This window comes from Mycetocola sp. TRD_SC_2 (assembly GCF_055361225.1).
Window position 1 is genome coordinate 1133985 of the sequence record NZ_CM143954.1, and the last position, 13441, is coordinate 1147425.

Below are 13441 nucleotides of genomic sequence, written 5' to 3' on the forward strand. Positions count from 1 at the left end.
AATGAGCACAGAAGCTCGCAACATCCTCGTGGTGTCGCACACCGGCCGGTCGGATTCGCTCGACGCCGCGGTGCAGGTCATCGCCCAGCTGCAGGAGGCCGGCGCAGTCCCGGTGCTCCAGCGCGATGAACACGACGAGATCGTCGCGACGGGCATCGCGCTCGACGGTGTGGTCATCCTGCACGAAACGGTGGACCCTGCCGACCTCGAACTCGTGATCGTTCTCGGCGGCGACGGCACCATCCTCCGCGCCGCCGAAATGGTCCGTGGCTATTCAGCACCGATGCTCGGGGTGAACCTCGGCCACGTCGGATTCCTCGCCGAGAGTGAGCGCGACGACCTCGCGGATGCCGTACACCGCGTCATCGCCCGCGACTATTTCGTCGAGGAGCGTCTCACCCTGTCTGTCCGGGTCAAGGTCGACAAGCAAGTGGTCTTCGAAACGTGGGCGCTCAACGAAGCAACCGTGGAGAAGGCAAGCAGGGAACGGATGCTCGAGGTCGTCATCGAGGTCGACGGGCGCCCCCTGTCGAGCTTCGGCTGCGACGGCGTCGTCGTCTCCACGCCCACCGGCTCGACCGCTTACTCGTTCTCCGCCGGCGGTCCCATCATCTGGCCGAGCGTCGAAGCGATCACGATGGTGCCGCTCAGCGCCCACGCCCTGTTCGCCCGGCCCATCGTCGTCGGCCCCGACTCCTCGCTTGCGGTCGAGGTTCTCAAGCGCACCAACGGCACTGGAGTGCTGTGGTGCGATGGTCGCCGCACCCACGATCTCAAACCCGGATCCCGTGTCGTCGTGCGCCGGTCATCGGTCCCCGTGCGGCTCGCCCGCCTGCACGAGAGCCCGTTCACCGACCGGCTCGTGAAGAAGTTCCACTTGCCCGTCACCGGGTGGAGGGGGCCTGCCGCCAGTGATTGAGGAAATCGGCATCCGTGACCTCGGGGTCATCGCCGAGGCCACCCTTCCGCTCGGCGCAGGATTCACCGCCATCACCGGCGAGACCGGTGCGGGCAAGACCATGGTCGTCACTGCGCTCGGCCTCCTGCTCGGAGGGCGAGCCGATTCCGGTGTCATCCGCCAGGGCAACGACTCCACAAGCGTCGACGGTCGCTGGATCGTGCCGGCTGAGGGCAGCATCGCCGAACGCGTGCGCGAAGCCGGGGGAGACGTCGACCCGTTCGGGGATGACGCCGAACTCACCCTCGCCCGCTCCGTACTCGCTTCCGGCCGCAGCCGCGCATCGGTGGGTGGACGCAGCGCCCCCGTCGGGGTGCTCGCCGAACTCGGCGAACAGCTTGTGGTCGTGCACGGCCAGTCCGAGCAGGTGCGCCTCCGTTCCCAGGTTGCGCAACGCGATGCTTTGGATCGGTTCGCCGGCGATAATCTCTCCGCTGTGCTCACCGACTACCGGAGCGCGTTCAGCCGCTACCTCGCGAACGCCGCCGAACGCGACACGCTTGTGGAGGAACGCGACCGCCGCGCCGCCGAAGCCGACGAGCTGAGACTCACCATCGCCGAAATCGACGCCGTCGCGCCGCAGCCCGGTGAAGACGACGAACTCGCGACGCGTGCCGAACGGCTCACCAACCTCGAAGACCTCCGCATTGCGGCGGCTTTCGCTCGTGAGGCGCTCTCGGCTGAGGAATCAGACGGTCCGGATGTCGTCGGCCTGCTGGATGCCGCGCGCAGGCAACTCGAACGGGTCGCCTCCCACGACGCCGAACTCGGCACGCTGGGGGAGCAGCTCGCCAGTACGAGCTACGCCGTTTCGGAGATCGCCCTCGAACTCTCCCGCTATCTCGCCGGCCTCGACACCGACGGCGCCCGTGAACTCGAAATCCTGCAGGACCGGCGCGCCGAACTCGCCATCCTCATGCGCAAGTACGGCCCGGGCATCGACGAGGTCCTCGCCACGCACGAAACCGGGAACGCGCGCCTGCTGGAACTCGACGGCGATTCAGACCGCATCGACGAACTCACCGCGATCGTCGAAGCGGATGCCGCGCTCGTCGACGACCTCGCGACGCGCCTCTCCGAAATCCGGCGCGACGCGGCTGCCCGCCTCGGCGCCGCGATCTCGACCGAACTCTCCGCACTGGCCATGCCGGACGCCACCGTCGTCATCGAGATCACCGACCAGGCCGAACTCGGCCAGCACGGCCGCGACTCCGTCGTCTTCCTGATGCAACCACACCCGGGCGCCGAGCCCCGACCGATCTCCAAGGGAGCCTCCGGTGGAGAACTGTCGCGGGTGATGCTCGCGATCGAGGTCGTCATCGCCGGTCGTGACCCCGTGCCGACCTTCGTCTTCGACGAGGTCGACGCCGGCGTCGGCGGATCAGCGGCGATCGAGATCGGGCGGCGGCTCGCCCGGCTCGCCGAGACCGCCCAGGTGATCGTCGTCACCCACCTCGCCCAGGTGGCGGCATTCGCGACGAACCATCTCGCGGTCGTGAAATCGAACGATGGCACCGTCACTGCATCCAGTGTTCGCCAGCTGACCGGCCCTGACCGGGTGGCCGAAATGGCCAGACTTCTCTCCGGACTCGCCGACAGCGACTCCGGACTTGCCCACGCCGAGGAGCTGCTTTCGCTCGCACGGTCAGACCGAGCTTCTCAGGTGATAGGATAAAAGCCCGTGGTGAACATTACTGACGCGGACCTTTCAAACGACACGACCAAACACATTTTTGTGACCGGTGGTGTCGTTTCTTCTTTGGGCAAGGGACTCACGGCGGCAAGCCTGGGTAACCTCCTCACGGCCCGGGGACTGCGTGTTGTCATGCAGAAACTGGACCCCTACCTCAACGTCGATCCTGGAACGATGAACCCGTTCCAGCACGGCGAAGTCTTCGTCACAGACGATGGCACCGAGACCGACCTCGACATCGGTCATTATGAGCGATTCCTCGACATCAACCTGAGCCAGGCGGCGAACGTCACCACCGGCCAGATCTATTCGACGGTCATCGCCAAGGAGCGCCGCGGCGAATATCTCGGCGACACCGTGCAGGTCATCCCGCACATCACCGACGAGATCAAGCGCCGCATGCGCCTGCAGGCGACGAACGATCCGAAACCAGACGTGATCATCACCGAGGTCGGCGGAACCGTCGGCGACATCGAGTCGCAGCCGTTCATCGAGGCAGCACGCCAGGTGCGGCACGAACTCGGGCGCAAGAACGTGTTCTTCGTGCACGTCTCACTCGTGCCGTACATGAACGCCTCCGGTGAGCAGAAGACGAAGCCGACGCAGCACAGCGTCGCTGCACTCCGGTCGATCGGTATCCAGCCCGACGCGCTCGTGCTGCGCAGCGACCGTCCTGTCTCCGAGTCGAACAAGCGCAAGATCGCGCTCATGTGCGACGTCGACGAGGCCGCCGTCGTGAACGCCGTCGACGTGCCGAGCATCTACGACATCCCGAGCGTGCTCCACGACCAGGGCCTCGACGCCTACATCATCGACCTGCTCGGCCTTAAAGCTGGCGAGGTCGACTGGACGGCATGGTCACCCGTGCTGAAGGCCGTGCACGAGCCGAAACACGAGGTCACGATCGGCCTCGTCGGCAAGTACATCGATCTCCCGGATGCTTACCTCTCGGTCACCGAGGCACTCCGCGCCGGCGGATTCGCCCACGAGTCCAAGGTCAAGCTGCAGTGGATCCCGTCCGATGAGTGCGACACCCCGGAGGGCGCAGCGAAAGCCCTCGGCGACCTCGACGGCATCTGCATTCCCGGTGGTTTCGGCATCCGTGGGATCGAGGGCAAGCTCGGAGCGCTCAAGTTCGCCCGCGACAACAAGATCCCCACGCTCGGCCTGTGCCTCGGCCTGCAGTGCATGGTCATCGAGTACGCCCGTAACGAAGCCGGTCTCGCCGGTGCCAGTTCGAGCGAGTTCGACCCGGACACCGAGTTCCCGGTCATCGCCACGATGGCCGAGCAGGTGGAGATCATCGCCGGGGGAGACCTCGGTGGAACGATGCGCCTCGGGCTGTACCCGGCGAAGCTCACCGAAGGCTCGATCACCGCTGAGCTCTACGGCTCGACCGAGATCTCCGAGCGCCACCGCCACCGCTACGAGGTGAGCAACCGCTACCGCGACCAGATCGCCGACGCAGGCCTCGTGTTCTCCGGAACGAGCCCGGACGGCCAGCTTGTCGAATTCGTCGAGCTCGACCGCGCTGAGCACCCGTTCTACGTCGGAACCCAGGCGCACCCCGAGTTGCGGTCACGGCCGAACAACGCGCACCCCCTGTTCCGCGGCCTTGTCGGCGCGGCTCTGGAGCGCAAGCAGGCCAGCCTGCTGTTCGACGTGAACAATGACTGAGTCGCCGCTGGAGGACACCCGCGCCGACGTCGACATCCGCTCAACCGAGCGGGTGTTCGACGGCATGGTGTGGGGTGTCCGCCGCGACGCGTTCGACTACAACGGGGCCGATATCTCCCGGGAGTATGTCGACCACACGGGCGCCGTCGCGGTGTTCGCGCTCGACGAGAACGACCGCGTGTTGCTGATCAAGCAGTACCGGCACCCGGTCGGAATGCGTGAGTGGGAGATTCCCGCAGGGCTGCTCGACATCGCCGACGAGGATCCGCTCGTCGCGGCGAAGCGCGAGCTCGCCGAAGAGGCCGACATCCAGGCCACCGACTGGGCCGTGCTCTCCGAGTTCTACACGAGCCCCGGCGGAAGCGACGAGGCGATCCGGATCTACCTCGCCCGCGGGATCTCCGCGACCGACGGCACATTCGACCGCACGGACGAAGAGGCCGACATGGAGCTGCGCTGGGTCGCGCTCGACGACCTCGTCGACGCCGTGCTCGCGCGCAAGCTGCAGAACCCGTCGCTCGTCATCGCCACCATGGCCGCTCAACTCGGCCGGGAACGCGACTGGAGCACTCTCGACGCGGCGGATGCTCCGTGGCCGCGGCATCCGAAACTCCGTCGCCCGGGCGACTGAACATGCCCCTCGCGCGCGACCTCGACTCGTATCTGAGACACGTCGCGATCGAACGCGGCCTCGCCGAGAACACCATCGCCGCGTATCGCCGGGACCTCGGCGGTTACGTCGAGTGGCTCGGTGCGCGCGGGGTGGGCGAGGTCGGCGAGGTGACCCAGCAGCAGGTCTCCGAGTACGTCCGTGAGCTCGGCAGCCGTGAGGACGCACCGCTCACCGCGTCCTCGCTCGCGCGCGTGCTGTCGTCGGTGCGCGGCTGGCACCGGTTCCTGCTCGAAGAAGGACGGATCGAAGCCGACGTCGCCCGCGAGGTCAAACCGCCGAAGCTCCCGAGCCGCCTGCCGAAGGCCCTCAGCATCGACCAGGTCACCGCACTTCTCGACGCGGCGGCGGGCGACGACATCCAGGCGCTGCGCGACAAGGCGCTGCTCGAACTGCTCTACGCGACCGGCGCCCGGGTCAGCGAAGCGGTCTCGCTCAACGTCGACGACGTCTTCGACGAGGACATCGTCCGGCTCCGCGGCAAGGGCAACAAGGAGCGGATCGTGCCGCTCGGCCGATTCGCCCGTGAGGCGATCGACGCCTACCTCGTGCGTGCCAGACCGGTGTTCTCGATTCGGGGAGCCGCGACGCCCGCCCTGTTCCTCGGCATCCGTGGGCAGAGGGTCTCGCGGCAGAACGCGTGGCTCATCATCCGGCAGGCGGCAGAGAAGGCGGACCTCGTCGCGCACGTGTCACCGCACACCCTCCGCCACTCGTTCGCGACCCACCTGCTGCAGGGCGGCGCCGACGTTCGTGTGGTGCAGGAACTGCTCGGGCACTCGTCGGTCGCGACGACTCAGATCTACACGATGGTGACCGCTGACACCCTCCGCGACATGTACACCACCGCACACCCCCGCGCCCGCTGAGCGCAACGGACCAGTGCGGATGCCGCGTGGCCGCGCCGTATCCGCAAAGCACCCCGTTAGAATCAGGAGTCAGCAGACGAGGGACGCGACGGGAGTGAGGACGAACCAGGTGGCCACAAAAAACGAAGAGCTCTTCTCGGTGGAGGAAACCGTCGAGAAAAAAGGTCCGACAGGTCGCACCCTTACTGAGTTCCCGGACCCCGCTCCGCTGAAGAGCCACGGCCCCGCCCGCATCATCTCGCTGTGCAACCAGAAGGGTGGCGTCGGCAAGACGACCACCACCATCAGCCTCGGTGCCGCCCTCGCTGACTACGGCCGCCGCGTGCTGTGCATCGACTTCGACCCGCAGGGCGCCCTCTCGGCCGGCCTCGGCGTCAACACCCACGACGCGCTCACCATCTACGACCTGCTGCTGTCGAACAAGCACGAGGCGACGGATGCCATCCAGCACACGTCCGTCGAGGGTCTCGACATCATCCCCGCGAACATCGATCTCTCCGCCGCCGAAGTACACCTCGTCAACGAGGTCGCCCGTGAGCAGATCCTCGCCCGGGTTCTCCGCAAGGTCGGCGCAGACTACGACGTCGTCCTCATCGACTGCCAGCCGTCGCTCGGGCTGCTCACCGTCAACGCGCTCACCGCGAGCCACGGGGTCCTCATTCCGCTCGAGTGCGAGTTCTTCGCGCTGCGCGGCGTCGCCCTGCTCATCGAGACGATCGAGAAGGTCAAGGACCGGCTGAACCCGGCGATCGAGCTCGACGGAATCCTCGCGACCATGTTCGACTCGCGCACACTCCACTCCCGTGAGGTGCTTGAACGGGTCGTCGACGCGTTTGGCGATGACGTGCTCGAGACGGTCATCGGCCGCACGGTGAAGTTCCCCGACGCGAGCGTCGCAGGCACCCCCATCACCGAGTTCGCTCCCGAGCATGCGTCGGCCAAGGCCTACCGCAAGCTCGCGCGGGAGCTGGTAGCCCGTGGCGCTGTCGCCTGATGCGCACGCCGTAAACGGCTCGACCGCAGCACCGCCGGCCAGCCCGGCGCCGACGAACGCGCCCCCTGGATTCCAGGTCGCCCTCTCGAACTTCGAGGGACCGTTCGACCTTTTGCTCTCCCTCATCGGCAAGCACGAACTCGACATCACCGAAATCTCGCTCTCCCGGGTGACGAACGAGTTCATCGCCTACCTGTCGAGCCTCGACTCCGCCGCCGAACTCGACCAGGCCAGCGAGTTTCTCGTCGTTGCAGCGACGCTCCTCGACCTCAAGGTCGCGGGGCTCCTGCCGCAGGGTGAACTCGTCGACGCCGAGGACGTCGCCCTGCTCGAAGCACGCGACCTGCTGTTCGCCCGGCTGCTGCAGTACCGCGCCTTCAAGGAGGCATCCGGCTGGTTCGCCGCCCACCTCGATGCCGAGGCGTCGAGGCATCCGCGGTCCGTCCGGCTCGAAGACAAGTTCCGTGCGCGAACGCCCGAGTTGGTCTGGACCCTCACCCTCGAGGATTTCGCCGCTCTCGCCGCCGTCGCCCTGGCACCGCGCGAGATCCCGGTCGTCGGGCTCGATCACCTGCACGCGCCGCTCATCAGCATCCGGGAACAGGCGGCGCACGTCGTCGCCATGCTGCGCTCCGGTGAATCCATGTCGTTCCGTCAGATCATCGCCGGCGCCGACCAGAAGGGCGTCATCGTCGCCCGGTTTCTCGCCGTGCTCGAGTTGTACCGGCACGCGGCACTGAGCTTCGAGCAACTCGAACCGCTGGGCGAGCTCACGTTACGCTGGAGCGCCGAGAACTGGTCAGAGGACAACCTCGCCAATCTGGGAGCAGATTATGACAATTGACACCACCGACTTCGCCGACACGGATGCCGCGACGCCCGAAACCGCGTCGGCCCCCGTCGATCTCGAGCGCGCTGTCGAGGCGATCCTCATGATCGCCGACGAACCGCAGAGCCTCGTCAGCCTCGCCACCGCGTTGCGCCGCCCGGTGAAGGCCGTGCACGAAGCCATCAACCGTCTCGTCGCCGATTACGACGGTGTCGACGGAACGGTCGTGCGCGGGTTCGAACTCCGCGAGGTCGGGGGAGGGTGGCGGTTCTTCGTCCGTGCCACCTACGACGATGTCGTCGCCGACTTCGTCACATCCGAAAATCCCAGCAAGCTCTCACAGGCCGCGCTCGAGACCCTCGCCGTGATTGCCTACAAGCAGCCGATCCCGCGCAGCTCGATCGCCGCCATCCGTGCGGTGAACGTCGACTCGGTCGTGCGCACCCTCGCCGGCCGCGGTCTCATCACCGAACTGTTCACCGACAGTGAGACCGGCGCGATCAACTACGGCACAACCCCGCTGATGCTCCAGCAGCTCGGCATCAACTCGCTCGACGAGCTCCCACCTATTTCACCCCTGCTCGCCGATGGCTCCGAAGGATTTGACAATGATTTCCGATAACCCCGAAACACCCGCGCACGACCCGTTCGCCCCCGAGGGCGTTCGCCTGCAGAAGGTACTCGCCGCCGCCGGTGTCGCCTCCCGCCGGGTCTCCGAGCAGTACATCACCGAGGGGCGCGTCCGCGTCAACGGTGAGACCGTGCAGGAACTCGGCCGCCGGATCGACCCGGAGACCGACCACGTCGAGGTCAACGGCGTCGCCGTCCAGCTCGACACCACCAAGCGTTACGTCGTGCTCAACAAGCCGGTCGGTGTCGTCAGCACGATGAGCGACGAACGCGGCCGGCCTGACCTCACCCAGTACACGAAGGACTACGAGGAGCGGCTGTTCAACGTCGGCCGCCTCGACGCCGAGACCAGCGGGCTCCTCATCCTCACCAACGACGGCGACCTCGCCCACGTGCTCGCGCACCCGTCGTTCGGGGTGACCAAGACGTACATCGCCAAGGTCAACGGCAAGGTCACCGCCCAGACCATCCAGAAGCTGACCCGCGGCGTCGAACTCGACGACGGCGTCATCGCTGCAGACAAGGCGCGGCTGCTCGACACCCGCACAGCGCCGAACGGCGACGAGTCGAGCATGGTCGAGATCACGCTGCACTCGGGCAAGAACCGCATCGTCCGGCGGATGCTCGCGGCCGTCGGCCACCCGGTCCAGGCGCTCGTTCGCCGCCAGTTCGGTCCGGTGAATCTCGGTACCCTGCGATCGGGCCAGACCCGCGACCTGACTAAAGTGGAACTCGGTGAACTGCTGACGATCTCCCGGCAGTCGCAGCTGCAGAACGGCCCAGACGCCGGCAGCGAACCAGCCGAGTAGAGAAGACTTCGTGAACGACATTCCAGAGCGCCGCCCGAACGCCCCTCGCCTCACCGGCCAGGTCCGCATCGTCGGCGCCGGGCTCCTCGGTGCGAGCATCGGCCTCGCACTTCAGAACCAGCGCATCGACGTGATCCTCGCCGACGCGTCACCGGCGCAACTGCGCCTCGCTGTCGACTACGGTGCCGGTCGCCCCGAGCAGCCGGGCGACAACCCCAGCATCGTCGTCGTGAGCGTGCCACCGGATGTCACGGCATCCGTCATCGAGGCGGAGCTCGCCCGGTTCCCCGACGCGGTCATCACCGACGTCGCGAGCGTCAAGCTCGAACCGTTCCGGGCGCTCACCGACCGCGGCGTCGACCTCACCCGCTACATCGGCTCCCACCCGCTCGCCGGGCGGGAGCGCGGGGGAGCGATCTCCGCTCGCGCCGACCTGTTCCTCGGCCGGCCCTGGGTGATCTGCCGCGACGACGAGACGCCTCCGGACGCCCTCGCCCTCATCGAGGATCTCGCCCTCGACCTCGGCGCCTCGCCAATCGAGATGACGCCGGAGGAGCACGACCGTTCGGTCGGGCTCGTGTCACACGTTCCGCAGCTCGTCGCGAGCATCCTCGCAAAGCAACTCGTCAGCGCGCCCGACTCCGCCGTGCGGCTCACCGGCCAGGGCTTGCGCGACACCACCCGCATCGCCGCCAGTGCGCCGGAACTGTGGGTGCAGATCCTCGGCTCGAACGCCGGCCCCGTCGTCGAAGTCCTCGACGGTATCGCCGCCGACCTCGCCAAAGTCACCGACGCCCTTCGCTCACCGGATGCTCCCGGTGCCCGCCGCACCCTCGCCGACACCATTGCCGCCGGCAACACCGGTGTCGCTCGGCTGCCGGGCAAGCACGGCCAGGATCGCCGCTACGCCTCGATCGTCGTCATGGTCGACGACCGGCCGGGGCAGCTCGGACTTCTCCTCACCGAACTCGGTGACATCGGGGTCAACATGGAAGACCTCCGGCTCGAGCACTCCCCGGGTGCCCAGATCGGCCTCGCCGAGATCGCCGTTCTTCCCGAAGTCCAGCAGCGCACCATCGAGGACCTCGAAGCGCGCGGCTGGCGGATTGCGAGCGTCTGAAACGATGACCAAAACAGTAGTGGCCGTCGACGGCCCCGCCGGCAGCGGCAAGTCCAGTGTCTCGAAAGCGGCCGCCTCACGGCTCGGCTTCGATTACCTCGACACCGGTGCTGCCTACCGTGCGCTGTCGTGGTACATCCTCGATGCGGGAATCGATTCGGCCGATGCCGCTGCGGTCGTCTCCGCGCTCGGCGGCTTCGACTACACCATCGGCACGGACCCGATCGGGTACCACGTGCGGGTGGGACAGACCGACGTGACCGACAGCATCCGTGAACCCCGCGTGACCGCCGTCGTGAGCAACATCGCTCGCGTTCCCGAGGTGCGTGCGCACGTGACCGGGATCTTCCGCGACATCATTCGCGACTCCACCGCACCCGGCATCGTGGTCGAGGGTCGCGACATCACCACGGTCGTCGCCCCGGACGCGACAGCCCGCATTCTGCTCACAGCCACTGAAGAGGCTAGAATGTCTAGACGCTCTGCTGAACTTGCATCCGAATCGGCTTCGGAGGTTGCGAGTGCGTTGCAGAAGCGTGATCGCGCAGATTCGCGCGTCGTCGACTTCATGACTGCCGCACCTGGCGTCACCACCGTCGATTCCACCACACTCAACTTTGACGAGACCGTCGACGCCGTGCTCGATGTGATCCGTACTTCGCAGAAAACCTAGATCGACTCGGGCCCGGGTTCCGATCGCAGAGAGAGACCACTATGGCTGATTTTGAAGACACCGCAGAGCTGGACGACCAGCTCGCCGAGCGGATGGGGGACCTCGACGAGGACCTCGCGCACCGCAGGGCCGAGGCGCTCCGCGCCGGCCTCGCCGACTACGACCTCGCCGATGACGACCTCGAGATCCTCGACGCCGCCGGCGAAGACCCCGACGCGATCCACTACCTTCCCGCTCTGCCGGTGCTCGCCATCGTCGGTCGCCCGAACGTCGGCAAGTCCGCGCTCGTGAACCGGATCCTCGGCCGGCGTGAAGCCGTCGTCGAGGACACCCCCGGCGTCACGCGTGACCGCGTGAAGTACAAGGCCGAGTGGAACGAACGCCAGTTCACCCTCGTCGACACCGGTGGCTGGGAGCCGGATGCCAAGGGCATCGACGCCTCCGTCGCCGCCCAGGCCGAGGTCGCCATCGACCTCTCCGACGCCGTTCTCTTCGTCGTCGACGCCAACGTCGGTGCCACCGCGACCGACGAGCAGGTCGTGCGGATGCTCCGCAAGATGGACAAGCCCGTCTTCCTCGTCGCGAACAAGGTCGACGACGTCCGCCAGGAGCCGAACGCGGCATCCCTCTGGTCCCTCGGACTCGGCGAGCCGTACCCGGTCTCCGCGCTGCACGGCCGTGGTGTCGCCGACCTGCTCGACCTCATCATGACCAAGCTGCCGAAGGTTTCGGCCGTCGCCAAGGACGAAGTCGGCGGACCCCGCCGCGTCGCGATCCTCGGCCGGCCGAACGTCGGCAAGTCCAGCCTGCTCAACAAGGCTGCCGGTGAAGAGCGCGTTGTCGTCAACGAACTCGCCGGAACAACCCGCGACCCGGTCGACGAGCAGGTTGAGATCGGCGGAAAGGTCTGGCGTTTTGTCGACACCGCCGGCATCCGTCGTCGTGTGCACCTGCAGCAGGGTGCCGACTTCTACGCCACACTCCGCACGAGCGCCGCGCTGGAGAAGGCCGAAGTCGCCATCGTCATGCTCGACGTCTCCGAGCCCATCTCGGAGCAGGACATCCGGATCATCGACCTCGTGCTCGAGTCCGGTCGCGCCCTCGTGCTCGCGTTCAACAAGTGGGACCTCCTCGACGACGAACGTCGCCGTTACCTCGAGCGTGAGATCGAGCAGGACCTGGCGCACGTCGCCTGGGCCCCCCGCGTCAACATCTCCGCCCGCACCGGCCGGCACATGGAGAAGCTCGTTCCTGCCCTCGAGCTCGCGCTCGAGTCATGGGACACGCGCCTCCCCACCGGCAAGTTCAATGCGTTCCTCGCCGAACTCACCGCCGAGCACCCGCACCCCGTCCGTGGTGGCAAGCAGCCCCGTGTGCTCTTCGGTACGCAGGCCTCGAGCCGTCCGCCGACATTCGTGCTCTTCACCACCGGATTCCTCGACCCGGGCTACCGCCGCTACATCCAGCGTCGCCTGCGCGAGATCTACGGATTCGAAGGTAGCCCGATCAACGTCAACATGCGTGTACGCGAGAAGCGCAAGCGCACGTAACCCCCAGTGTGTGAGGCACGGCTCGTGAGAAGCTGAACGGGTGACTTCCGAGTTCGTGCCTCCGCATCCCCGCAACCCCGGGGACGCCTGGGTGTTCGCCGACGACGGCTCCAAGTACTGGGGCCGTTTCGGCGCGGCAGGGCTCCTCGTCGTCGACCGGTCGCGCGGAGTGCTGCTTCAGCATCGTGCCCTGTGGAGTCACTTCGGTGGCACCTGGGGTCTTCCCGGTGGCGCCCGCCACGAGGGCGAGGCCGCCGTCGATGGTGCGATCCGTGAGGCGAGTGAAGAGGCGGCTGTGGTTCCGGATGCCGTCCGATCGCGCTTCAGTCACACCCTCGACCTCGACATCTGGTCATACGTGACCGTGGTCGCCGATGTGATCGCCCCGTTCCAACCGGCGGTGTCCGACCCCGAAAGCCTCGAGATCCGCTGGGTCCCGATCGATGAGGTCGACGCCCTGCCGCTCCACCCCGGGTTCGAGCGGATGTGGGCGTCGCTCCGCCGGGACCTCACTGTGCGTCCGGTTGTCGTCGTCGACATGGCCAACGTCGTCGGTTCACGCCCCGACGGCTGGTGGAAGGATCGCGCGGGTGCTGCCACGCGCCTCGGTGCGCAGTTGCGATCGCTCGCCGGGCTCGGGATGCCGGCCGACGCGCTCGAGCTTGGGCAGTCACACTGGTGGCCCGAGGTTCTCGCTGTGCTCGAAGGCCAGGCGAACGGCGCCTCTGTGGAGTCGGGGGAGCGCTTCGGTGTGGTTCGTGCCGACACCGACGGAGACTCCAGGATCGTTCACGAAGTGGGGCGGCTTGTGGGCCAGCCAGGGGCATCCGTCACCGTTGTGACGAGTGACCGGGAGTTGCGGGCACGGGTCGAAGCGCTCGGTGCGCAGACTCGTGGAACCGGGTGGCTTCTCGATCAACTGGACGCCCTGGCCGAGTAGCTCGCGCTCATTGCCGCTGGTGGACTAGA

13 protein-coding genes are annotated in these 13441 nt (G+C 67.1%); all 13 read left to right on the forward strand.

All coding sequences use genetic code 11. From position 1 onward, the window contains the following. The first annotated feature begins 1 nt into the window (after position 1). The 13 genes from ACWA1Q_RS05375 (at position 2) to ACWA1Q_RS05435 (ending at position 13412) form a co-directional block, all read left to right on the forward strand. Positions 2-919: an NAD kinase gene (locus ACWA1Q_RS05375; RefSeq protein WP_463760123.1), complete on the forward strand. Its 918-nt coding sequence runs from the start codon at positions 2-4 to the stop codon at positions 917-919. Then, positions 912-2633 carry a DNA repair protein RecN gene (recN, locus tag ACWA1Q_RS05380; RefSeq protein WP_463760125.1) on the forward strand — a complete coding sequence of 574 codons (1722 nt, stop codon included), beginning with the start codon at positions 912-914 and terminating at the stop codon, positions 2631-2633. Before ACWA1Q_RS05375 ends, recN begins: the two co-directional genes overlap by 8 nt. Positions 2634-2642: 9 nt before the next feature. Continuing rightward, complete coding sequence (locus tag ACWA1Q_RS05385; protein WP_463760777.1) at positions 2643-4328, forward strand: CTP synthase; 1686 nt, start codon at positions 2643-2645, stop codon at positions 4326-4328. Next, positions 4321-4959 carry an NUDIX domain-containing protein gene (locus ACWA1Q_RS05390; RefSeq protein WP_463760127.1) on the forward strand — a complete coding sequence of 213 codons (639 nt, stop codon included), beginning with the start codon at positions 4321-4323 and terminating at the stop codon, positions 4957-4959. The genes ACWA1Q_RS05385 and ACWA1Q_RS05390 overlap by 8 nt, the downstream gene beginning before the upstream one ends. 2 nt (positions 4960-4961) lie before the next feature. Further along, positions 4962-5867 carry a site-specific tyrosine recombinase XerD gene (xerD, locus tag ACWA1Q_RS05395; RefSeq protein WP_463760129.1) on the forward strand — a complete coding sequence of 302 codons (906 nt, stop codon included), beginning with the start codon at positions 4962-4964 and terminating at the stop codon, positions 5865-5867. A 109-nt stretch (positions 5868-5976) separates the two neighbouring features. Then, positions 5977-6861: a ParA family protein gene (locus ACWA1Q_RS05400; protein ID WP_463760130.1), complete on the forward strand. Its 885-nt coding sequence runs from the start codon at positions 5977-5979 to the stop codon at positions 6859-6861. Beyond that, the gene (locus tag ACWA1Q_RS05405; RefSeq protein WP_463760132.1) at positions 6845-7705 is read left to right on the forward strand and encodes a segregation and condensation protein A; all 861 of its coding nucleotides are present in this window, start codon (positions 6845-6847) and stop codon (positions 7703-7705) included. The genes ACWA1Q_RS05400 and ACWA1Q_RS05405 overlap by 17 nt, the downstream gene beginning before the upstream one ends. Next, positions 7695-8312 carry an SMC-Scp complex subunit ScpB gene (scpB, locus tag ACWA1Q_RS05410; protein WP_463760134.1) on the forward strand — a complete coding sequence of 206 codons (618 nt, stop codon included), beginning with the start codon at positions 7695-7697 and terminating at the stop codon, positions 8310-8312. Before ACWA1Q_RS05405 ends, scpB begins: the two co-directional genes overlap by 11 nt. Then, on the forward strand, positions 8299-9129 hold the full coding sequence (locus ACWA1Q_RS05415) for a pseudouridine synthase (RefSeq protein WP_463760136.1): 831 nt from the start codon (positions 8299-8301) through the stop codon (positions 9127-9129). Before scpB ends, ACWA1Q_RS05415 begins: the two co-directional genes overlap by 14 nt. A gap of 10 nt (positions 9130-9139) precedes the next feature. Then, positions 9140-10249 carry a prephenate dehydrogenase gene (locus ACWA1Q_RS05420; RefSeq protein WP_463760138.1) on the forward strand — a complete coding sequence of 370 codons (1110 nt, stop codon included), beginning with the start codon at positions 9140-9142 and terminating at the stop codon, positions 10247-10249. A gap of 4 nt (positions 10250-10253) precedes the next feature. Continuing rightward, positions 10254-10922 carry a (d)CMP kinase gene (gene cmk / locus ACWA1Q_RS05425; protein WP_463760140.1) on the forward strand — a complete coding sequence of 223 codons (669 nt, stop codon included), beginning with the start codon at positions 10254-10256 and terminating at the stop codon, positions 10920-10922. 41 nt (positions 10923-10963) lie between these two features. Next, on the forward strand, positions 10964-12472 hold the full coding sequence (gene der / locus ACWA1Q_RS05430) for a ribosome biogenesis GTPase Der (protein WP_463760142.1): 1509 nt from the start codon (positions 10964-10966) through the stop codon (positions 12470-12472). 40 nt (positions 12473-12512) lie between these two features. Beyond that, a complete protein-coding gene (locus tag ACWA1Q_RS05435; RefSeq protein ID WP_463760143.1) occupies positions 12513-13412 on the forward strand; it encodes an NUDIX domain-containing protein in 900 nt (299 codons plus the stop codon). The last annotated feature ends 29 nt before the right edge of the window (positions 13413-13441 follow it).

What these genes read in the sequence shown, in the direction of transcription:
- cmk (WP_463760140.1), top strand. Translation starts at nt 10,254, where the DNA reads ATGACCAAAACAGTAGTGGCCGTCGACGGCCCCGCCGGCAGCGGCAAG.
- ACWA1Q_RS05415 (WP_463760136.1), top strand. Translation starts at nt 8,299, where the DNA reads ATGATTTCCGATAACCCCGAAACACCCGCGCACGACCCGTTCGCCCCC.
- der (WP_463760142.1), top strand. Translation starts at nt 10,964, where the DNA reads ATGGCTGATTTTGAAGACACCGCAGAGCTGGACGACCAGCTCGCCGAG.
- scpB (WP_463760134.1), top strand. Translation starts at nt 7,695, where the DNA reads ATGACAATTGACACCACCGACTTCGCCGACACGGATGCCGCGACGCCC.
- ACWA1Q_RS05375 (WP_463760123.1), top strand. Translation starts at nt 2, where the DNA reads ATGAGCACAGAAGCTCGCAACATCCTCGTGGTGTCGCACACCGGCCGG.
- ACWA1Q_RS05390 (WP_463760127.1), top strand. Translation starts at nt 4,321, where the DNA reads ATGACTGAGTCGCCGCTGGAGGACACCCGCGCCGACGTCGACATCCGC.
- xerD (WP_463760129.1), top strand. Translation starts at nt 4,962, where the DNA reads ATGCCCCTCGCGCGCGACCTCGACTCGTATCTGAGACACGTCGCGATC.